This window comes from Burkholderia pulmonis (genome assembly GCF_984667975.1).
In genome coordinates, this window is sequence record NZ_OZ480188.1 from 81,264 (window position 1) to 102,409 (window position 21,146).

At 67.9% G+C, this 21,146-nt stretch carries 21 protein-coding genes; 9 read left to right on the top strand and 12 right to left on the bottom strand.

Annotated elements, in window-relative coordinates; genetic code table 11:
• Nucleotides 1-6: 6 nt before the first annotated feature.
• Nucleotides 7-1,497, top strand: a complete 1,491-nt coding sequence (locus tag AC5LXK_RS32240) for an aldehyde dehydrogenase (RefSeq protein ID WP_493394671.1) — start codon at nt 7-9, stop codon at nt 1,495-1,497.
• Between the two features lie 55 nt (nt 1,498-1,552).
• On the opposite strand, the gene AC5LXK_RS32245 is transcribed toward AC5LXK_RS32240, so the two are convergent.
• The 3 genes from AC5LXK_RS32245 to AC5LXK_RS32255 all read right to left on the bottom strand — a co-directional run bounded on the left by AC5LXK_RS32245 (nt 1,553) and on the right by AC5LXK_RS32255 (nt 5,178).
• A complete protein-coding gene (locus AC5LXK_RS32245) occupies nt 1,553-2,065 on the bottom strand; it encodes a DUF4262 domain-containing protein (protein ID WP_493394672.1) in 513 nt (170 codons plus the stop codon).
• Between the two features lie 125 nt (nt 2,066-2,190).
• Nucleotides 2,191-4,044, bottom strand: coding sequence for an ABC transporter ATP-binding protein (locus AC5LXK_RS32250; protein ID WP_493394673.1), 1,854 nt, complete (start codon nt 4,042-4,044; stop codon nt 2,191-2,193).
• Between the two features lie 105 nt (nt 4,045-4,149).
• Nucleotides 4,150-5,178, bottom strand: coding sequence for an alpha/beta hydrolase family protein (locus AC5LXK_RS32255; protein ID WP_493394674.1), 1,029 nt, complete (start codon nt 5,176-5,178; stop codon nt 4,150-4,152).
• A 147-nt stretch (nt 5,179-5,325) separates the two neighbouring features.
• Here AC5LXK_RS32255 and AC5LXK_RS32260 point away from each other — a divergent pair, with 147 nt between their 5' ends.
• Nucleotides 5,326-5,922, top strand: a complete 597-nt coding sequence (locus tag AC5LXK_RS32260; protein WP_493394675.1) for a TetR/AcrR family transcriptional regulator — start codon at nt 5,326-5,328, stop codon at nt 5,920-5,922.
• Between the two features lie 33 nt (nt 5,923-5,955).
• Here the strand turns inward: AC5LXK_RS32260 and AC5LXK_RS32265 are convergent, their stop codons facing one another.
• Together AC5LXK_RS32265 and AC5LXK_RS32270 are read right to left on the bottom strand one after the other, a co-directional pair.
• The gene (locus AC5LXK_RS32265) at nt 5,956-6,321 is read right to left on the bottom strand and encodes a carboxymuconolactone decarboxylase family protein (RefSeq protein WP_493394676.1); all 366 of its coding nucleotides are present in this window, start codon (nt 6,319-6,321) and stop codon (nt 5,956-5,958) included.
• Nucleotides 6,322-6,412: 91 nt separating this feature from the next.
• Nucleotides 6,413-7,186 carry an SDR family NAD(P)-dependent oxidoreductase gene (locus tag AC5LXK_RS32270; RefSeq protein ID WP_493394677.1) on the bottom strand — a complete coding sequence of 258 codons (774 nt, stop codon included), beginning with the start codon at nt 7,184-7,186 and terminating at the stop codon, nt 6,413-6,415.
• Between the two features lie 266 nt (nt 7,187-7,452).
• On the opposite strand from AC5LXK_RS32270, the gene gcvA reads away from it, so the two are divergent.
• The 4 genes from gcvA to AC5LXK_RS32290 all read left to right on the top strand — a co-directional run bounded on the left by gcvA (nt 7,453) and on the right by AC5LXK_RS32290 (nt 10,862).
• Nucleotides 7,453-8,364, top strand: a complete 912-nt coding sequence (gene gcvA, locus AC5LXK_RS32275; protein WP_493394678.1) for a transcriptional regulator GcvA — start codon at nt 7,453-7,455, stop codon at nt 8,362-8,364.
• A gap of 189 nt (nt 8,365-8,553) precedes the next feature.
• Entirely contained in the window at nt 8,554-9,120 is a 567-nt protein-coding gene (locus AC5LXK_RS32280) for a TetR/AcrR family transcriptional regulator (protein WP_493394679.1), read from the top strand.
• A gap of 223 nt (nt 9,121-9,343) precedes the next feature.
• Nucleotides 9,344-9,769: an organic hydroperoxide resistance protein gene (locus AC5LXK_RS32285; protein WP_174928967.1), complete on the top strand. Its 426-nt coding sequence runs from the start codon at nt 9,344-9,346 to the stop codon at nt 9,767-9,769.
• A gap of 58 nt (nt 9,770-9,827) precedes the next feature.
• Nucleotides 9,828-10,862 carry an alpha/beta hydrolase gene (locus AC5LXK_RS32290; protein ID WP_493394680.1) on the top strand — a complete coding sequence of 345 codons (1,035 nt, stop codon included), beginning with the start codon at nt 9,828-9,830 and terminating at the stop codon, nt 10,860-10,862.
• A 113-nt stretch (nt 10,863-10,975) separates the two neighbouring features.
• On the opposite strand, the gene AC5LXK_RS32295 is transcribed toward AC5LXK_RS32290, so the two are convergent.
• The 6 genes from AC5LXK_RS32295 to AC5LXK_RS32320 form a co-directional block, all read right to left on the bottom strand.
• The gene (locus AC5LXK_RS32295) at nt 10,976-11,302 is read right to left on the bottom strand and encodes a c-type cytochrome (RefSeq protein WP_493394681.1); all 327 of its coding nucleotides are present in this window, start codon (nt 11,300-11,302) and stop codon (nt 10,976-10,978) included.
• Between the two features lie 153 nt (nt 11,303-11,455).
• Nucleotides 11,456-13,264 (bottom strand): LVIVD repeat-containing protein, encoded by a 1,809-nt coding sequence (locus AC5LXK_RS32300; protein WP_493394682.1) that lies wholly within the window; start codon nt 13,262-13,264, stop codon nt 11,456-11,458.
• 80 nt (nt 13,265-13,344) lie between these two features.
• Entirely contained in the window at nt 13,345-14,385 is a 1,041-nt protein-coding gene (locus AC5LXK_RS32305; RefSeq protein WP_493394683.1) for a porin, read from the bottom strand.
• 264 nt (nt 14,386-14,649) lie between these two features.
• A complete protein-coding gene (locus AC5LXK_RS32310) occupies nt 14,650-15,672 on the bottom strand; it encodes a porin (RefSeq protein ID WP_493394684.1) in 1,023 nt (340 codons plus the stop codon).
• 69 nt (nt 15,673-15,741) lie between these two features.
• Entirely contained in the window at nt 15,742-16,680 is a 939-nt protein-coding gene (locus AC5LXK_RS32315; RefSeq protein WP_493394685.1) for a 2-hydroxyacid dehydrogenase, read from the bottom strand.
• Nucleotides 16,677-17,102, bottom strand: coding sequence for a VOC family protein (locus tag AC5LXK_RS32320; protein WP_011350343.1), 426 nt, complete (start codon nt 17,100-17,102; stop codon nt 16,677-16,679). Before AC5LXK_RS32320 ends, AC5LXK_RS32315 begins: the two co-directional genes overlap by 4 nt.
• Before the next feature lie 207 nt (nt 17,103-17,309).
• Between AC5LXK_RS32320 and AC5LXK_RS32325 the strand changes: the two genes are divergently transcribed.
• Together AC5LXK_RS32325 and AC5LXK_RS32330 are read left to right on the top strand one after the other, a co-directional pair.
• On the top strand, nt 17,310-18,260 hold the full coding sequence (locus AC5LXK_RS32325; protein WP_493394686.1) for an alpha/beta hydrolase: 951 nt from the start codon (nt 17,310-17,312) through the stop codon (nt 18,258-18,260).
• Between the two features lie 38 nt (nt 18,261-18,298).
• Nucleotides 18,299-19,222: a dihydrodipicolinate synthase family protein gene (locus tag AC5LXK_RS32330; protein ID WP_493394687.1), complete on the top strand. Its 924-nt coding sequence runs from the start codon at nt 18,299-18,301 to the stop codon at nt 19,220-19,222.
• 38 nt (nt 19,223-19,260) lie between these two features.
• Here the strand turns inward: AC5LXK_RS32330 and AC5LXK_RS32335 are convergent, their stop codons facing one another.
• A complete protein-coding gene (locus tag AC5LXK_RS32335) occupies nt 19,261-19,920 on the bottom strand; it encodes a GntR family transcriptional regulator (RefSeq protein ID WP_175846737.1) in 660 nt (219 codons plus the stop codon).
• A 272-nt stretch (nt 19,921-20,192) separates the two neighbouring features.
• On the opposite strand from AC5LXK_RS32335, the gene AC5LXK_RS32340 reads away from it, so the two are divergent.
• Entirely contained in the window at nt 20,193-21,113 is a 921-nt protein-coding gene (locus tag AC5LXK_RS32340; protein ID WP_493394688.1) for a fumarylacetoacetate hydrolase family protein, read from the top strand.
• Nucleotides 21,114-21,146 lie beyond the last annotated feature (33 nt).

A 21,146-nucleotide genomic window follows, 5' to 3' on the forward strand; every position in this document is an offset into this window, starting at 1 on the left:
AAACACATGACTCGACCGACATTCGAGGACTGGCAGGCCCGCGCGGCTGTGCTGACGATCGACGGACGCGCGTTCATCGACGGCGACGCGCGCCACGCGCACGCCGGCGCGACCTTCGCGTGCGTGAGCCCGATCGACGGTTGCGTGCTCGCGCACGTGGCCGATTGCGGGGCCGACGACGTCGACCGCGCGGTTGCGGCGGCGCGCCGCGCATTCGATGCGCAGACCTGGGCAGGCCTGAACCCGCGCGCCCGCAAGGCCGTGCTGCAACGCTGGGCCGCGCTGATGCGCGAACATGCGGACGAACTCGCGCTGCTCGAGACGCTCGACACCGGCAAGCCGATCGCCGATACGACGGCAATCGACATCCCGGCCGCCGCGCATTGCGTCGACTGGTATGCGGAAGCGATCGACAAGGTCGGCGGCGAGGTCGCGCCGGCCGACCGTCATCTGGTCGGGCTCGTCACGCGCGAGCCGATCGGCGTCGTCGCGGCGGTCGTGCCGTGGAATTTCCCGCTGCTGATGGCCGCGTGGAAGTTCGCACCGGCGCTCGCGGCCGGCAACAGCGTGGTGCTGAAGCCGTCGGAGAAATCGCCGCTGACCGCGATCCGCGTCGCGCAGCTCGCGTGCGACGCGGGCATTCCGGCCGGCGTGTTCAATGTCGTGCCGGGCGGCGCGGAGCCGGGCAGGGCGCTGGCGCTGCATCGCGACGTCGACTGCATCGCGTTGACGGGGTCGACCCGCACCGGGCAGCAGATCATGGCGTGCGCCGCGCAGTCGAACCTGAAGCGCGTATGGCTCGAACTCGGCGGCAAGTCGCCGAACATCGTGTTGCCCGACTGCCCCGATCTCGACCGCGCCGCGCAGGCGGCCGCCGATGCGATCTTCTTCAACATGGGCGAAGTGTGCACCGCCGGCTCGCGCCTGCTCGTGCATCGCGACATCAGGGACGCATTCGTCGCGAAGCTGGTCGACGCGTCGCGGCGCTTCGCGCCCGGGCATCCGCTCGATCCCGCGGTGACGATGGGCGCGATCGTCGATCGCGCGCAGCTCGATCGCGTGATGGGGTATATCGGTCTCGGGCGCGACGAAGGTCGCCTGGTGACGGGCGGCAAGCGGGTGCGCGAGGAGACGGGCGGGTTCTATGTCGAGCCGACGGTATTCGAGGTGAAGCCCGATGCGGCGATCGCGCGGGAGGAGATCTTCGGGCCGGTGCTGTCGGTGATCGCGTTCGACGACGTCGACGAAGCCGTCCGCATCGCCAACGACACCGAGTACGGGCTCGCGGCGGCGGTATGGTCGGCGAACCTGTCGACCGCGCACTCGGTCGCGCGGCGCTTGCGCGCGGGCACCGTGTGGGTCAACTGCTACGGTGACGGCAGCGACGACATGAACTTTCCGTTCGGCGGTTACAAGCTGTCGGGCAACGGCCGCGACAAGTCGCTGCACGCACTCGACAAGTACACCGAGCTGAAGTCGACGATCGTGCGGTTGTAGCCCGGTGGAGAAGGCGCGGCACGCTTGCGGCGTGCCGCGCGATCCGGTGCGCCGGTCAGTGGCGATCGACGCCCGGCGCGAACAGGCGCGGCTGCGCGGCGTTCAACGTGTCGCTCGCGTCCGGCTGCCACGGAAAAACCCCGTCGGGGTCGGGCCACAGCAGCTGGACGCACGGGAAGTCGTCGTTGCCGTAGAACCAGCGGTTCCAGCCGAGATGCGCTTCGTAGTGCGCCTTCTCGACCGGCATCAGCAGCGCGTTCGCGTTGCCGTAGACGGACGCCGTGACTTCGCCGACCGGCGGCGGCGTGCCGGCCGCGACCAGCCGGTAGACGTCCCACAGTACGTCGTGGGCGACGCGCGCCGGCAGCGAGAACACGATGATTTCCGGGAAGCCGTGGTTGACCCACAGCCCGGTCGTGAACGAGAAGCCCGGGTTGCCGCCTTCGCCAAACACTTCGGTGCGGAACCAGCCGTGCTCGCGAATCAGCTTCACGAAGCGCTGCTCGGCTTCGTCGAGTACCGAATCGGGCGCGTCGAGCGCGGTGGCGATATCCGGTCGGGTGGTCATGCGGGCTCCCTGGATCTGCGTCGGGTGACGGTGAACCGGACGATGGCGCCCGGCCGGCGCGGCGTGCGAGCGCGGCAAGTTCGCCGCGCACGCACCGTGCCGTCATGTTGCCATAGCGATCCCGCTTACTGCGCGGCGCCTTCCGCTTCCTCCGTTTCGCCGAGGAACCCGCCGCTCTGGTGCGCCCACAGCGCCGCGTAGATGCCGCCCGCGTTCAGCAACTGCTGGTGCGTGCCTTCCTCGACGATGCGCCCTTCGTCGAGCACGATCAGCCGGTCCATCGCCGCGATCGTCGACAGCCGGTGGGCGATCGCGATCACCGTCTTGCCGCTCATCAGCGTGTCGAGGCTGCGCTGGATCGCGACTTCGACCTCGGAGTCGAGCGCGCTGGTGGCTTCGTCGAGCACGAGGATCGGTGCGTCCTTGAGCATCACGCGCGCGATCGCGACGCGCTGCCGCTGGCCGCCCGACAGCTTCACGCCGCGCTCGCCGACCTCGACGTCGTAGCCGCTGCGCCCGTGACGGTCGCGCAGCCGGTCGATGAACTCGGACGCTTCCGCGCGCACGGCCGCGTCCTGCATCTCGCGCTCGGTCGCGTCGGGGCGGCCGTACAGCAGGTTCTCGCGCATCGTGCGGTGCAGCAGCGACGTATCCTGCGTGACCATCCCGATCGCGCTGCGCAGGCTGTCCTGCGTCACGTGCGCGATGTCCTGGCCGTCGATCCGGATCGATCCGCCGCCGACGTCGTAGAAACGCAGCAGCAGGTTCACGAGCGTCGACTTGCCGGCGCCCGAACGGCCGATCAGGCCGATCCGCTCGCCCGGCCGGATCGTCAGGTTCAGCCCGTCGAATACCGCGCGATCGTTATCTTCGTGCGCGAACTGCACGTTGTCGAACACGATCCCGCCGCGCTGCACCGCGAGGCGCTTCGCGTCGGGCGCGTCGACCACGCTGCGCACCTTCGTCAGCGTGTTGATGCCGTCCTGGATCGTGCCGACGTTCTCGAACAGCTCGGTCATCTCCCACATGATCCAGTGCGAGTAGCTCGACAGGCGCAGCGCCATCGCGATCACGGCCGCGACGACGCCCGCGCTCGCCTCGCCGTGCATCCACAGAGCCAGCGCGAGCCCGGCCGAGCCGATCAGCAGCAGCGTCGACAAAAGGTGGTTGACGATCTCGAACGCGCTGACGAGCCGCATCTGCGCGTCGCCGGTTTCCTTGAATGCTTCCATTGCGCGACGCGCATGGTCGGCTTCCCGCCGCGTGTGCGAGAACAGCTTCACGGTCGTGATGTTCGAGTACGCGTCGGTGATGCGGCCCGTCATCATCGCGCGCGCATCGGCCTGCCGGCTGCCGACGGCGCCCAGGCGCGGCACGAAGTACGCGCATGCGGCGCCGTAGCCGAGCGCCCACAGCACGAGCGGAATCATCAGCCGCCAGTCGAAGCTTGCCGCCAGCACCAGAATGCCGATCAGGTACGCGGTGACGCCGATCACGACGTCGACCGACATGAACAGCGCGTCGCGCACCGCGAGCGCGGTCTGCATGATCTTGGTCGTCACGCGGCCCGCGAACTCGTTCGCGTAGAACGACAGGCTCTGGTCGAGCATCAGCCGGTGAAACAGCCAGCGCAGCCGCATCGGGAAGTTGATCGCGAGCACCTGGTGCTTGACCATCGTATGCAGCGCGATCAGCAGCGCGCTGCCCGCGAGGATCGCCGCGAAGCCGGCGAGCGTGCCGGAGTGGCGGCCGCCGAATGCCGCCGGCGTCGACGACGACAGCCAGTCGACCATGTGCCCCATCATCGCGAACAGCGCGGCTTCGTACGCGGCCAGCGCGGCCGACGTCAGCGCGATCAGCAGGATCCAGCTGCGCGCGCCTTTCGTGCACGCCCAGACGAACGAGAAGAATCCCTTCGGCGGCGTGACGGGATCTTCGAGCGGGAAAGTCGGCAGGCGCCGTTCAAACCACGAGTACATTGAGACCTCTCCTTGATGCGGCCGCGCGGGTTGGCGCGACCGGTATTGCCTGATGCCTGTTTCGTGCGCGGCCCGACGTGCGGCGGCGCCACGTTGCACACGTGCTCACTGCGACCGGATCCACGTTTCGATCGGGCCGAGCGTACCCGGCGCATACGCGTGGCGCCCGAGCGCCATGTACAGCCACGTCTTCCACTTCGGCCAGTCGGACTCGAGCTGGTAATCGAACCACCCGGCGCGCAGCAACGCATGCGTTGCCGCGGGCACCACGACGACACGCCGGTCGGGCCGGCCCGCGAAGGCGTGCGCGTAGGTGTTCGCCTCGTCGACCGGATCGACGTTGCGATCCTGCGCGCCCCACACGGCCAGCACGGGCCCCTGCATCGTCGCAAGCGCCGGTGACGCGTCTTCCAGGTAGTTGCGTGCAATGAAGCCGAAGCGGCGCGGCGCGATGTCCGGGCGCCGGGCCGGATCGGCCGGCACGTCTGCCCGACCGAAGATCGCGTCGTTCTCGCGTCGCTCGGCGGCCAGTGTCGCATCGATTCGATCCGGCTGCAGGCCGGTTGCGAGGAGCTGCTGGCGCGTCAGGTAGGTGCCTTGCCGGCGCCAGCTGACGGCGCCGCCGACGATCACCGAGAACGCGGGCCGCACCGCATTCGCCACGCGCGGCACGACCCAGCCGCCCTGCGAGAAGCCGAGCAGGCCGACCTTGTGCGCGGGGCCGGCGGCGGCGCGCACGCGCGCCATCGCGGCGATCGTTTCGTTCGCGCGGTCCTGCATCGATTGCGCGAGCCAGTCGCCGCCGCTGCGGCCGGTGCCCTGCTTGTCCCACGCGAATACGCCGATGCCGGCGTCGAGCAGGCTGTTGACGAGCGGCAGCATCGCGTCGTCGGCGAAGCGCGTGCGCGGCCCGTCGCCGTGCACGAGCAGCGCGATCGGCGCGATCGGCGCATCGGGCGCGTGCGCTGGCAGGGCGAGCGTGCCGACGAGATCGGCGCCGCCGGCGTGGAACGCGAGCGTCGACACGTTCGCGCCCTTCAGCTCGAAATCGGACAGGCCGCGCAGCGCGAGCGCGCCGGCCGCGACACATGCGAACAGGACGAGTGCGATGCCGGCAACTGCAATGCGTTTCATTGGCCCTCTCTCTGGTTGTGTAAGCGCCTGCCGCAGGCGGCCCATGCAGGAGCACGGTGCCTTGACGCCTGTGGTGCATCGCCATGATAATAGATCGACTAATCAGTCTAATAAATATTCGAGCTATCGTCGAGCCCGGAGTTCCCGTTGAGAAAGATCGATCCTGAAAGAGTGGAAGCGAAGCGGCGCCAGATCCTGGATGCCGCGATCGACTGTTTTGCGCGCGACGGCTTCCATGCGACGTCCACGGCCGTAATCTGCAAGGCGGCCGGGATGAGCCCCGGCAACCTGTTTCACTATTTCCCGACCAAGGCGGCGATCGTCGAGGCGATCGCACAGGACGACCAGCGCGAGATGGCCGAATTGTTCGCGCGGCATGCGGACGCCGCCGATGCGCTGGCGGCGATCGAGGAGATCGCGCTGGCGTTGATGGAGCTGTCGAGCGATCCCGTCTATGCGCGTATCAGCATCGAGACCGCGGCCGAGGCGACGCGCAATCCGGACGTGGCTGCGCTGCTCTCGGCGAACGAGGCGCAGGTGAAAGGGCGGATGGTCGCGCTGATCAAGCGCGGGGTCGCGCAGGGGACGATCGACGGGAGCCTGAAGCCGGATCTCGTCGCGACCTGGGTGCTCGCGCTGGCGGAAGGGGCGGTCTGCCGCGTTGTGTTCGAGCCGGGGTTCAAGCCGCGCGCGCATCGCGCGATGCTGCGGACGATCATTCAGCGGATGTTGCGGCCGCAGTGAGGGTGGAGGGGCCGACGTCGAGCGCCCCCCGATTTATCGAGACTGCGTGTCGGGCAACGTATCGGGCAATTGCGCGTGCGCTTCCAGCACGCGCGCCGAGTAGGTCAGCGCGGCGCCCGCATTTAACGCGATGGCGACGCCAAGCGCTTCGGAAATTTCCGCGAGCGTCGCGCCCTGTTCGACCGCTTTCTTCGTGTGTACGGAGATGCAGCCGTCGCAACGCGTGGTGACGGCCACCGCCAGTGCGATCAGCTCGTGAATCTTCGGTTCGAGTTGCGCAGTCTTGCGTGCGGCATGCTCGATCGTCGCGAGGCCGCGCATTACGTCACCGCTTTGTCGGGCATAGTCGCCGACGCGTTGCATCAGCGATTCGCGGTAGAGGTTCCAGTCCTGCATCATGGTTGGTGCTCCGGTTCGGATGAAGTGTCCGGCGACACTGCGTCGCCGGGGTGAGCGGATGCGCGGCCCGGCAGGGCGCACTCGCCGACAGTCAGTTGCGCCCGGCCATCACGCCGCCGTCGACGTCCCAGATCGCGCCGGTCACCCAGCCCGCCTTGTCCGACAGCAGGAACGCGACGACCTCGGCGACGTCCTGCGGCGTGCCGACCCGGCCGATCGGGTGGAAGCCGTTGAAACCCTGCAGGGCCGCATGCACGTCGGCCTTCGGGATGAAGCCTTCGTAGATCGGCGTCTGCACGACTGCTGGCGAAACCGCGTTGACGCGGATGTGCTTCGGTGCGAGCTCCATCGCGAGGTGTTGCGTCAGCGCATGCAGGCCGGCCTTGGCCATCGAGTAAGCGGACGACGGCGTCGCGGCGATCGCCTGCTTCGCCCACATCGAGCCGATGTTGACGATCGCGCCCGGGCGATCCTTCGCCACCAGGTTGGCCGCGACCTTTTGTGTGATGAAGTAGGTCGCCTTGTTCAGCTTCATGTACTGGTCGTAGTCGGCTTCCCGATGCTCGAGGAACGGCTTCGGGAAGAACACGCCTGCGGCGTTGACCAGCAGGTCGACGTCGGCATGCTGCGCGTCGATGCGCTCCAGTAGCGCGGCCAGGCCGGCGTCGCTGGACAGGTCGCCAGTCAGCGCGTGAACGTCGCCGAGCGCGGCCAGTTCCTGGCGCGCGGCGTCGGTCTTGGCCGGCCGGTTGCCGACGATGACCGCGCTGCCACCTTCGGCCAGCACGGTCCGCGCCGTTTGCAGGCCGATGCCGCTGGTGCCGCCGACAACCAGCAGTTTCTTGCCCTTGAATGCGTTGCTCATGTTGAAAACCCCTTTGTCCGCCTGTCGATCGACAGGCACCGGTTGAAGAATGGCGGCGCGCAACGAAGTCGTGCTCCGGTCGCGCCTCGATGGGTGACCGGAGGCGAGCACAGGTAGAAAATCCATCGGTGCAGGTGGCCTGAGGTATCCGCGGGCGGTTGCCTGAAGATGGAGCCAACCTTCGATCTGATCGGGATTTTTCGCGGGTTCTGCTTTTGAGACAAACGAGATAAAGTGTCCGTTATTAAAAGAAAATCTTTAGTGCCATGAAGACACCGGTCCATCTGAACGCGTTGCGCGCATTCGAGGCGAGCGCCCGTCACCAGAGTTTTTCCGCGGCCGCGGCCGAACTCCATGTCACGCCGGCGGCGGTCGGCCAGCTTGTGCGTACGCTGGAGGAATGGCTCGGCACGCCGCTGTTTCACCGCGGCGCCAGCGGGCGTGTCCGGCTCGTGCCGACCGAGGCTGCCGAGCGCGCGCTGCCGCACGTCCGGACGGGTTTCGACACGCTTGCGCTAGGGCTGGAGCTGCTGAAGGAAGGTTCGACGAACGGGGGGCTGACGGTGGCCGCCAGTCCGGCGTTTGCGGCCAAGTGGCTGTTGCCGCGCATCGAGAGCTTCCAGGCGGAGTGGCCGGACACCGGCGTGCGGCTCGATACCAATCTCAAGCCGGTCGATTTCGTCTCGCAGCGGATCGACATCGGCGTGCGTTACGGCACGGGGCACTGGCCGGGGCTCGCGGCCGACCGTCTGATGGACGAGGAGGTCTATCCGGTGTGCTCGCCGAAACTGGCGGGCGTGCGCGGCCGGTTGCGGCGGCCGGCCGACCTTGTCCGGGAAACGCTGATCCACGACCTGTCGATGGATAGCGAGACCGGCTTTCCGTCATGGGATACCTGGCTGCAGCGGGCTGGCGTCGACCATGTCGCCGTGTCGCGCGGGATGCAGATCAACAACTCGGCAGCCGTGCTGCAGGCGGCCATCGACGGGCATGGCGTCGCCCTCGCGCGCAGCGTGATGGCGCGCGACGATCTCGCGGCGGGGCGGCTCGTGCGGCTGTTTCCGACGATTGGTTTCGTATCGCCGCTCGCCTACTACGTCGTCTATCGCCCCGAGTGTGCGGGGATGGCGAAGCTCGCGGCCTTTCGCGGCTGGCTGCTGGCGCAGGCCGCGCTGTAGCGGCCCGAATGCGCCGGGTTACGTGCCGCAAACGCCCGTCCGGCGCCGGGAATGCGCGCGGGGCCGCGTTGGGTGGTTTGAAGGGGGGGCGCACGCCGGGCGCGGCGTCGAGCGGCGACCGGTGCGGACCGCATCACGTCGCTGAAAAAGTCCTTGAATGTCTATCTATGAGTAGATAAAGTTCGATCCATGGAAACGAAACCGACCGTCCGCGAACAGATTCTCGATCACGCGATCACGCTGATGATGCTGCGCGGTTACAACGGCTTCAGCTATCGAGATCTGTCCGACCTGGTGGGCGTGAAGACATCGAGCATCCACTACTACTTCCCGTCGAAGGACGACCTCGTGCTGGAAGCGGTGGCGGTGTACAGCGATGAAGTCCTCCCGGCCATGCGGGCGATCGATCCGGCGCTGCCCGCCGACGTGAAACTGAGCCTGTACACGAAGATGTTCGGCCGCACGTTGGGTGACGGCAACCTGATCTGTCTGTGCGGGATGCTCGCATCCGACATCGAGACGCTGCCGGAGAGCGTACGGCAGGCCGTGCAGGCGTTCTTCACGGCCAACGAACGCTGGCTGGCGGAACTGCTGGCGCAGGGCGCGAAGGAAGGCACGCTGCAATTCAGCGGCGAGCCCGACACGGCGGCGCGCACGTTGTACGCGGCGTTCCAGGGCAGTGTGCTGGCCAGCCGGCTGTTTCACACACGGGCGCGCCTCGAGGATGTCGAGGCCGTCTGGAAAACGCGGTCCTGACGGGCGGCGCAGGCAATAAGGCGGTTCGCCGCCTTTTTATTGGATCTTGTTATCTATCTGTTAATAGATAGATAACCGGTGCAGATGGGATGACCCTCTGCTTTTTTTGGGGATGTTTATCTATCTATGAGTAGATAAACAAGCGCGGCGCGAATGGCGAGGCTGTCGCCGCGCGGTCCCCGGTTCGAAGGCTGTTTCATTCATTGCTGAAAAGGAGTCTGTCATGTCGATCGAAAAAGTGCTGTACCGCGCCCATGCAAAAGCCACCGGTGGCCGTGACGGCCGTGCGACGGTGCCCGAAAGCGGCCTCGACCTGAAGCTGACCACGCCGCGCGAACTCGGCGGCGCGGGCGGTGCAGGCGCGAATCCCGAGCAACTGTTCGCCGCCGGCTACAGCGCGTGTTTCATCGGCGCGATGAAGTTCGTCGCGGCCCGCGACAAGATTGCGATGCCTGCGGACGCCGCGATCGAAGGCAGCGTCGGCATCGGTGCGATCCCGAACGGCTTCGGCATCGAAGTCGAGCTGAAGATCTCGCTGCCGGGCCTCGATCGCGACGTCGCGCAAACGCTGATCGACCGTGCGCACCTCGTGTGCCCGTACTCGAATGCGACGCGCGGCAACATCGACGTCACGCTCACGCTTGCCTGATCCATCGCACTGCGAATCATCCATCGTCATTTACGCATTCAAGCCAAGGAATATCACCATGAAGATCGTCAAGCCGCTGCTGATCGCCGCCGCCGTTGCAGCAGCGCTGCCCACCGCACCTGCCGCATTCGCCGCCGGTAGCGACACCGTTCGTCCCGATGCGAAGACGAGCGCGTTCCTCGCCGCACTGAACGGCCAGAAGGGCCCGGGCCTCGAGACGCTGAGCCCCGCGAAGGCGCGCCAGGTGCTAGTCGACGCGCAGAACGGCGTGAAGGTCGACCTGTCCGGCATCGACGTGTCGAACCGCACGATCGAACAGGACGGCCTGTCGGTGCCGGTCACGATCGTGCGCCCGCAAGGCGCGACGGGCACGCTGCCGGTGTTCGTGTTCATCCACGGCGGCGGCTGGGTGCTCGGCGATTTCCCGACGCACGAGCGCCTCGTGCGCGATCTCGTCGTGCAATCGGGCGCCGTCGCGGTGTTCGTGAACTACACGCCGTCTCCGGAAGCGCGTTACCCGGTCGCGATCAACCAGGCGTATGCGGCGACGAAGTGGGTGGCCGCGCACGGCGCGGAGATCGGTGTTGACGGCAGCCGCCTCGCGGTAGTCGGCAACAGCGTCGGCGGGAACATGACGGCCGTCGTGGCGCTGATGGCGAAGGACAAGGGCGGCCCCGCGATCCGCTTCCAGGGCCTGATGTGGCCCGTCACGGACCACAACTTCAACACGGGCTCGTACGACGCGTATCAGCAGGGCCACTTCCTGACACGGCCGATGATGAAGTGGTTCTGGGATGCCTATACGAAGAGCGAAGCGCAACGCAACGAGATCTACGCGTCGCCGCTGCGCGCGAGCCTCGCGCAGTTGAAGGGCCTGCCGCCCGCGCTGATCCAGGTCGCGCAGTTCGACGTGCTGCGTGACGAAGGCGAAGCGTACGGCCGCAAGCTCGACGCGGCCGGGGTGGATGCGACGACCACGCGCTACGACGGCACGATCCATGATTTCGGTCTGCTGAACGCGCTGGCCGACGATGCACCGACGAAGGCCGCGACGAAGGCGATGGCGAATGAAATCGCGACACGGTTGAAGTAACGCGCCGGGTTCGCGCGTGCACCGCAAGCGTAGCGGGGCGCGTGCGAACGATGCGGAAAAAGGCGGGCGCATGCCCGCCTTTTTTCGCATGCGGCCGGCGGCCGGATCGCCGGCTACTTCCCGTCCCGGTTCAGCGACATGATCCACTTCGCGAACCGCGCCGCATCGTCGGCCGAGATCGCGTTGGGCGGCATCGTCGCGCCGCCCCATTTGCCGCTGCTGCCTTCGAGCATGCTTTTCTGAAGTTTCGCGAGCGCATCGGAATCGTTGCGGTAGTGCGCGGCGATCGCGCGGAACGGCGGCCCGACTTTCGTCGTATCGAGCGTGTGGCACGCGCGGCAGGTCTGCTCGCTGGCCGACGTGGCGGCGCGGCCGGGTGTCGCCGTCGTGGCGAGCAGGAGCGCGCATAGCAGCGGTGCGGCAAACGGTTTGAACATCATCGGGGAAACGTCCTTGAACGTGAATCCGCCGGTCGCCCGGCGGGGATCGAAACGATGCGGTGTCATGAAATGCGCGCCGCACCGCGTATGGCCGTGGCCGCGGCGCGCGACCCGAACCGGACGGTCACCCGCCCGGCCGTTTCACTGCGCCGCTCAACGCGGCGGCCACGGCTTCGTCGGCTTGCCGAGCACGGGCTCGCCGAGCAGCGGCGTCGACAGCGCATACGCACCGTTCTCCGTGAAGGCCCAGATGATGTTGCGGTCGTACTCCGTGTAGATCGCGAACACGCCCTTGCCGAGCGTATAGGACGGCAGTTCCTTCTCGTCCGCGAGCGCCGGCACGAAGTAGCCGGCAATCGTCGGCTTCGCCGGGTTCTTCACGTCGTAGATCTGCACGCCCGCGTTGTAGAACGAGTACGGGACGATGCCCTGCCGCCAGGTGCCGGGCTGGCCGATCGCGTTCGCGCGCTTCGGCCCGAAGTTGCCGCCGCGCTGGCAGAAGCTCGTGAACGGCGCGCCGGCCGGCACTTCCGGCACCGGCAGCTTGGCCGCGACCTTCAGGTGCGACGGGTCGCGGGCATCGACGACGAAGATGTCCTTGTACGGCTCGTAGCAGTCGCGGTTCATCGGATAGCCGTTCGTGAGCACGTAGCCGGTGCGGGCGTACTGGCTCACGTCCGCGTTGTCGAACTCGGTGCCCGCGAAGCTCGGCGGCGTGTTCACGTTGCCGAGGATCTTCGGCTTCGCCGGGTCGCTCAGGTCGAACGAGTAGAAGCCGAGGCCGCCCATCGCGCCGAAGCCGATCTTGCCGCCGTTCTCCAGCGGCTTCGGCAGGAAGATCGGGTTGCGCGAGCCCATCCACGACGTCCGGTTGCCGGCGCGCGGATTCATCAGGTACGCCTGCTCGTGTTCCTCGTTGCCGAGGATCTGGCCGGGCACCGCGATCTGCGACACGAACACCGGGTTCGCCGGGTCCGACATGTCCCATACCTGGTAACCCGGCGAGTACAGGTAGTTCGGATACTCGGTCAGCGCATAACTGTCGTCGGGCGCGGCCGACACGATCATGTACTTGCCGCCGTAGTACTCGGGCGCATCGAGCGAGCCGGAACCCTGCTGCTGGCCGATCGGCGCGTCGGGGTGGCGGTAGTCGGTCGTGCGCGTCGCGAGCAGCTTCCACTGGCTCGGCAGCGGGCCGTCCATCTCGTACACGCGGAAGCCCTTCAGCGAGTTGTAGTGGCGCTGCGCGGCGACCTTGTCGGGCTGGTCGATCTTCTCGGTCATCAGCCCGTAGCGGCCGATCTCGAACGACGCGACGAGCACCGGCTTGCCGAGCTTGCGGCTCCACGCAACTGTCGCGCCGCCGAGGTAGTCGTGCACGTTGTTCGGATCGAAGTGCTCGCTCGAGCCCTTCGGCCCCCACACGCCGCCCTTCGAGAACACGACCTTGCCGTGCGCGGGATCGGTCACGTCCATGATGCGCAGGTAGTCGCGGTCGTGGATGTACAGGTAGCGCTTGCCGTCGAAGTCGACGATGTTGTTCCACGCATGGAAGGGCGAATCGACGCCCGGGTAGAACGCGAGCACCTTCACGTTCTTCGTGTAGCTCTTGTTGTCCCACGTCGAAAGCTCGCCGGGGAAACGCTGCCCCTGGTGGACTTCGGGCGTCGCCTTCGGCCACACGAACTGGCCGGTGGCCGGGTCCATCCCGTAGTCGACGCCGGGTTTCTGCGGCACCGGCCGGCGCTCGGGCGTGAGGCGCAGCCAGCCGGCGAGATACGGATCGGCGACGCCCGGCGTGCCGGGCGTCCCGGAGGCGGCAACACTCGTGCTGGCCGCGGCGGGGGCTTCCGCCGCCGGTTGCGCGGCGCTGGCCAGTGCCGATGCCGCGATCAGGATCGATGCGGCGGCCGGGCCGATGATCCGGGCCTGCGGAATGCGTGTGTTGCGTGGTCGAAGCATGAACGTCTCCTTGTCATGATGTTTGCGTGGCGTCGCGCACGGCCGGATCGCCGGTCGCGACGCGCGGGTTGTTCGGTCGATCAGAACGCGTGGCGGATCCCGATCTGGAAGCCGGACGGGTTCTGGCCGCCGTCCGGATACACCTGGAACGTGACCGGATACGCGACGGGCACGCGATGCTGGCTCTTCACGTGCGCGGCGGTCACGTACAGGTCGGTGCGCTTCGACAGGCTGTAGATGTAGCCGATCACGCCGCCCGTCGCGCTCGAGATGTTGGTGTTGTTGTCGTCGTGGCGATGGACGACGCTCAGGTACACACGGTTGATGCCGTCGATGTTCCAGCGCGCGCCGATCTGCGCGTCCCAGCCCTGCGAGTTGAACGCGACGTACGGCGGATACGCGTAGTAGCCGTTGTACGTGTGGTAGATCACGGTCGGCTCGAAGCCGCCGAAGCGGTACACGGCCGAGAAATAGTTGTCGCGCGACGAATGGATCTGCGACGAACGGAAGATGTCGCGCGTGTATTGCAGCTCGCTCACGGCGCCGAGGAACAGCGGCCCGTTGCGGTATTCGATGCCGGTGCTGAAGAAGCGCCCGGCGCGCGTGCCGTCGCCGAGCCCGGTCGTGATCATCACGCGCCCGGTGAAGCCGTGGAAGGTCGGCGTCTTGTACTGCAGCGAGTTGTCGACGCGATAGGTCGCGTAGAAGAACTGCATGTCGTTGACCATGCTGAAATCGGCCGCCCACGTCGGGTCCGCATAGCCGGCCAGCCAGTACGACGGCGTGAACTGGCGGCCCATCGTCAGCTCGCCCCAGTCGCCCTTCAGGCCGACGAACGACTGCCGGAACTGCGCCGACTGCACGCCCGTGTTCGCGGAAAACATCGGCTCGATCGTGAAGACGGCCTTGTTGCCGCCGCCGAGATCCTCGACGCCGCTCAGGTTGAAGCGCGAATTGTTCAGACCGCCGCTCGACATCCGCGTGATGTTGCCGCCCGGGCCCGACGAAATCAGGTGCTCGATGTTCAGGTCCATGTAACCGGACAGCCAGATGCGTGACTGCGCATGCGCACCGGCGCAGGCGAGCAGCATGACACTGGACGCGATCAGCTTCTTTTTCATTCGGTCTCCAAATAGTCGTCGTTGTTTTCCGGGGCGAAGCGGCTTGCGCCGGACGGGCATCGTGCGAGGCGATCCCGCGGGCGGCGGCCGGTTCGCATGACGCGAGCGGGACGCGGGCCGTGCCGGTTCATGAACCGTGTTCGTGTATACATGAACTGAGAAAAATTATACGCACGGACGTTGTTGAATTCGAAGCACTTCTTTTTTATACAAAACAGCGATTTGGTTATAGCGGGTAGACCCGGATACGCGATTCGCGCGGCGTCAGAACAGGTGCCGGATGCCGAGCGCCCAGGTCGCCGCGACGCCGCTGCCGCCGAGCCGGTCGTACACGGCGAGCGCATAGACGTCGGTGCGCCGCGACAGCGTGTAGTCGAGCCCGGCCGCGCCGGTGTTGCGCGACACGGCCGTCCGTAACGCGGTGCGGCGCGTGTACGCCCATTCGGCGAGCGCGGCCAGCCGCGACGTGACGGGCACCGACAGGCCGGCTTCGAACGTGTGCGAACCCGTGTCGGTCGCGGAAGTTCGCGTGCCCTGCAGCGCGCCGTACAGCGTGATGCGCGGGAATGCGTACGCGAAACCGGCGAGGTACGCGTTCTGGGTCGGCGCGACGGCGCCTGCGACGATCCGCGTGCGCTGCGCGGTCGCGACGGCCGTGAGCGGGCCGTTCGCATAGCGCAGCGACAGGCCCGCGTTGGCCGCGCCGTTCGCGCCCGCGAGCCCGCCGGGCGCGTAGACGGCGCTCGCGGTCAGCCCGCCGGCGGTCGGGCTCGTGTACTGGATCGCGTTGTTCCAGACCGTGTCGCCGGCGATCGCGCCGCCGTAGGTCGCAACGAAGGTCTGCATCACCAGCGGCGAAAACAGGACCGACGCGCGAAACGGATTGACGGCCTGTTCGGCGAGATAGAGCAGGTTGGTCTGCCGCCCCATCGTCACGGTGCCGAACGGGCCTTCGATGCCCGCATACGCGTTGCGCCCCCAGTACGGGTCGGCCGACGTGCGGCCGATGCCGCCGTTGACGGGCTGGAAGAAGCTTTCGAGCACGGCGAGCGCGCGGTAGCCGCCGCCGAGATCCTCGGTGACGCGCAGCCCCCAGTACGGCGCGGTGAGCCCCGGGCTCTGCATCGCGATCGCGGCCGGCGGGCCGCCGCTGCGCTTCGCGCTGGCGACGTCGAGCCCGATCAGGCCGTACAGCGTCGCGGACGATTGCGCGTGGGAGGAACGGCCGGCCAGCAGGCCGGCGGCCGCGCAGTACAGCGCGGCGAGGCACAACGATCGAACCTTCATGGTGGCGATCTCCGAAGCGGCGCGCGGCGGCGCGGCGAACGAAACGGCGCGGGGATGCGCCGCTCGTGCCTACGCGGCGCGCACCGCGAATTCGACGGGCAGGCGGGAGAAGTGCTGGGCGAGACTCGCGAGCAGCGCGTCACGCTGGGCGAGCCATGCGGCGGGCGAGCGGCCCGCGACATGCGGTGTGACGAGTACGTCGGGATGGCCGAACAGCGCGGCCGGCACGTCGGGTTCGTGCTCGATGACGTCGAGCCCGGCGCCCGCGAGCTCGCCCGCGTCGAGCGCGTCGAGCAGCGCGGCCGTATCGAGCACCGAGCCGCGCGCGACGTTGACGACGTAGCCGTGCGGCCCCAGCGCGCGCAGCACCGCGCGGTCGACCAGATGCCGGGTGGCCGGGCCGCCGTGGCACGCGATCACGAGAAAGTCGCTGTCGGCCGCGAGCTGCACGAGGTCGGTGTAGTAGCGGCCGGGCGCGTCGTCGTGCGGGCCGCGGGCGTGATAGCCGAGCGTCATGTCGAAGCCCTGCGCGCGCGCGGCGATCAGCCGGCCGATGCGGCCCATGCCGATCACGCCGAGCGCGGCGCCGGCAAGCGTCGGCCGCGCGGCGCGCGACGCATGCCAGCGGCCGGCCCGCACCGCGCCGGTGAGCGGCGCGTAGCCGCGCGCAAGCGCGAGCAGCATGCCGATCGCGTGGTCGGCGACGGTCGCCGCATTGGTGCCCGGCGCGTGCGTGACGACGATCCCGCGCCGCGCGGCGGCCGCAACGTCGACGTTCTCGTAGCCGGCGCCGAATGCGCAGACGATTTCAAGCGCGGGCAGGCGCGCGACGCGTGCATCGTCGAGCCCGCAGGTGCCGTTGGTGACGACCGCGCGGATCGTGGCGGCTTCGGCCAGTTCGGCCGGCATGCCGTCCGGGTGATAGTGCAGCACGTAGTCGCGCCGCAGCGCGTCGAGCGTCGTGTCCGGCAACGGCACCAGCGCGAGTACGGCCAGCCGCGCGGTCACGGCTGCGTGCCCGCTGCGCCGGCCGGCACGACTTCCTTCACCGCGCCCTTCCAGCCGTTCGACGTGATGTCGAACACCGTGCCGTCGGGCATCCGGTATTTCACTTCATAGAACACGTTCGGATCCTGCTCGTGCCGACCGGTCAGGTAGGTGCCGCCGGCCGCGACGACGCGCTCGGCGGTCGCGTCGACGTCGTCCACCCACATCCCGAAGTGGATCACGCCGCGTACGTCCTTCAGGCCCGCATAGCCGGGCACCGTCTCGTCCTTGAAGTTCAGCAGCGCGACGTTGATCGTGCCGTCCGTCATGTAGATCCCGCGCATCGCGTTGCCCGCGCGGCGCATGCCGAACGCACGCTCGAAGAATTGCGCGGCCGCTTCCGGATCGTCGACCGAAAGCGCGATGTGGCGAAGCTTGTCCATGGGTGTCCTTGAAGAATGTCGGCGTGCGACGGATGAGTGCATGGGCGTGACTGTCGCGCAAAAATGCCTGGATTCTCATTGGGTATACTACGTAGTGATTGTGTATACACAAAACGAGATTTATATACCAGAATGGTCCCCGTCGCCGTTCGAACGGCGGAACACCGGCACACGCCGGCCGTTAGCCGTCATGCAGGGAGGCAGGGGATGCACGCTTGGCAGGAACCGTTGGGCAATCTGTCGGAAGCGCTGAGGGCGCGCTTCGCGGAGATCGGCGCCGTCTGGGGGCAGGACATCGACGCGCATCGCGACTGGGTGATCGGCACGTACACGCCGCTCGTCGCCGCGCGTGCGGCGACGGATCTCGGCTGCGAGATCGAGCGCGACATTCCGTACGGGCCCGATGCGCGTCAGCGTCTCGACGTGTTCGTGCAGCACGCGACCCGTCAGGGCGCGCCGGCCGACGTCGTGCTGTTCGTGCACGGCGGCGCGTTCGTGCGCGGCCGCAAGAGCATCAACGGGCTGATCTACGACAACGTGCCGCGCTGGTTCGCGCGCCATGGCTACGTCGCGGTCAACGTCGAATACCGGCTGGCGCCCGATGCGCCGTATCCGGCCGGCGCGCAGGACATCGCGGCGGCGCTCGACTGGACGCGCACGCACATTGCGTCGTATGGCGGCCATCCGGGGCGGATCTTCGTCGTCGGGCATTCGGCGGGCGGCGCGCATGTCGCGACGTATCTCGGCGATCCGCTGCTCGATGCGCGGCGCGGCGAACGCGTCGCGGGCGCCGTGCTGATCAGCGCGCGGCTCGCGGCCGACACGCTGCCCGACAACCCGAACGCAGCCGGCGTGCGCGCGTATTTCGGCGACGACCCGTCGCGCTACGCCGCGCGCTCGCCGCTCGCGTATGCGGAGCGCATCGACGTGCCGTTGATGATCGTCGTCGCCGAATACGAGAACCCTTATCTCGACGCGTACGGCGCCGCGTTCTTCGAGCGCGTCGCACGTGCGCGCCAAAGCGAACGCCGCCCGGGACGCGCACCGCGTTTCCTGCAGATGCCGCGCCACAACCACACGTCGGTGGTCGCCCATTTCGATTCGGGCGAAACGCTGCTGGGCGACGCGATGCTGGATTTCTTCAGCGCATCCGCATGACGGCCCGCCGATCGGCTCATCCAACCGGAGACTCCCGCATGTCAGCCTTTGCCACGCCGCGCGTGTTCGCGCCCGTTCTCACGCCGTTTCGCGCCGACCTGTCGATCGACGCGCCGCGCTTCGTCGCGTTCTGCCGCTGGCTCGTCGGGCAGGGCGCGGGCCTCGCGCCGTTCGGCACCAACAGCGAGGCGAACTCGCTGAGCGTCGCGGAGCGCTGCACGCTGCTCGACGAGATCGCGGCCGCCGACATCGATCCCGCGCAGGTGCTGCCGGGCACCGGCGCGTGCGCGCTGCCGGACGCGATCGCGCTGACGCGCCATGCGGTGGCGACCGGCTGCGCGGGCGTGCTGATGCTGCCGCCGTTCTTCTACCAGGGCGTGAGCGATGAAGGCTTGTTCGCGTATTACGCGGGCGTGATCGACGCGGTCGGCTCGGAACGGCTGCGCGTGCTGCTGTATCACATCCCGCAACTGACGGGCGTGCCGATCACGCACACGCTGATCGAGCGGCTGGTCGCCGCGTATCCGCGCACGGTGGTCGGCATCAAGGACAGTTCGGGCGACTGGGCGAACACGGTGACGATGCTCGAACGCTTTCCGGGTTTCGCGGTGTTTCCGGCGTCGGAGGCGCTGCTGGGCCGCGCGCTGCCGCTCGGCGCGGCCGGCTGCATTTCGGCGACCGCGAACCTGCAGCCGCACGCGATCGCGCAACTGCTCGCGGCGCCGACGGCCGTCGAGCGCGCGACGTGGGAAGGGCGCGTGTCGACCGTGCGCACCGCGCTGCAATCGCCGTCGATGATTCCGGCGCTGAAGGCCGTGGTCGCGCATTTCACGCGGCATGGCGACTGGGCGCGCGTGCGTGCGCCGCTCGCGTCGCATGCGCCGGCCGACACGCGTGCGCTGCTCGCGCAGCTCGACGCGCTCGGCTTCACGATGCCGTCGATCGACGAGGCGCGCGCATGATGCGGCTCAACGCGCCGCGCGCCCGCGCCTGCCTGCCGTCAGATCGATTCGCGCTCGTTGCGCTGGCGCTTGAGCCGGCCGAGCACGACGATCGACAGGCGCGCGGTGTGGTCGCGCATCGCGTTGTACGCGCGCTCGGGCTCGGCGGCGAGGATCGCGTCGACGATTTCGCGGTGCTCGTCGGTGGCCGCCTCGAAGCGCTTCGGCGACGCGGGCTGCGCCGCGCGAAAGCCCGCGAGGCGCTGCCTTTGCACCGCGATGATCGACGCGAGCGACTTGCTTTGCGCGCCCTTGCAGATCAGTTCGTGGAATTCGCGGTTGAGCTGGAAGTACTCGGCCTCGTCGCCGCGCGCGATCGCCTCGTTCATCTCGATCTGCAGCTCCTCGAGCTGCTTCTTCTCGACGACGCTCATCCGCTGCGCGCTGAGCCGGCAACACAGCGCCTCGAGCTCGCACATCGCTTCGAGCATGTCGGCGAGTTCGTCGAGGCTGAACTGCGCGACGACCACGCCCTTGCGCGGCGTCAGCTCGACCATGCCGCGCGCGGCCAGCTCGCGCAGCGCTTCGCGGATCGGCGTGCGCGACGCATTGAACCGCTCGGCAAGCGCGATTTCCTCGAGCTTCTGGCCCGGTTCGAGCGTGCCGTCGATGATCTCGTCGAACAGCAGGCGATAGATCTTGGAAGAGAGCGTGGTCATCGTGTCGTGTGTGGTGTGGACATCGCCGGCGGCAGCCCCTGCCGGCCGGAAACCGCGCGGAACGGTGCGGCCGCCGGGCCGGCCCATTATGCGCCCGCCGTCGGAGCGGCTCAATTTGCGACGCGCGGCCCAGGACCGGACCCGCCGCGCAGTGTACGCGGAATTCGTTTCCGACCCGATAGGAGTATACGAGAAATATCAAATGAATACACGAGTGATTTATTGTATACGCGTCACTCGTCCCTTCCTGACGACGACAAAAGAGGACAACCGTGATCTGGTTCGGTATCGCAACGTATGAACTGAATGGCCGCGTCGCGGCGGGGCTCGCGATGGAAGGCGCGCTGTACGACGCGCAGGCCGTACTGCAACGGGCGGGCGGCGACGCCGCGCCGCTCGACGTCGACACGCTGGTCGCGGACTGGCCGCTGCGCGGCGCGCAGACCGTCGCGCGCCTCGAAGCGGCCGCGCGCGAAATCGCCGCCGGCCGGCTGGATGCACAGCCGCTGAAAGGCTACCGGCTGCGCGTGCCGTATGCGCCGCGGCGGATTTTCGCGGCCGCGTCCAATTACTACGAGCATGCACGCGAGATGGGCACGGAGCTCGCGCCGCGCGAGGAAAGCTCGCCGTACATGTTCATGAAGGCCGAGACGAGCGTGGTACCGACGCTGGCCGAAGTCGTGATGCCGCCGCAGGCCGAGCGGGTCGACTGGGAGGTCGAGCTGGCCGTCGTGATCGGCCGGCCGGGCCGCCACATCGCGGTGGAGGATGCGTTCGACTACGTCGCGGGCTACACGATCCTGAACGACGTGAGCGCGCGCGACCTGAATCGGCGCACCGACTATCCGTTCAAGCACGACTGGTTTCGCGGCAAGAGTTTCGATACCTTCGGTCCGCTCGGGCCCTGGCTCGTGCCGCGCGCGTGCATCGCCGAACCGCAGAACCTGCGGATGCGGCTGGCCGTGAACGGCGAAATGATGCAGGACGGCAATACCGGCGAGATGATCTTCAGTATTGCGGAGCAGATCCATTACCTGTCGTCGATCCTGACGCTGCAGCCTGGCGACCTGATCGCGACCGGCACGCCGACGGGCGTCGGCATGGGGCGTGGCATCTATCTGCAGCCGGGCGACGTGATGGTCGCGTCGATCGACGGCATCGGCTCGATCGAAAACCCGCTGGTGCGCGGGTAACCGCGCATGCCGGGCCGGCCCGAACCCGAACAC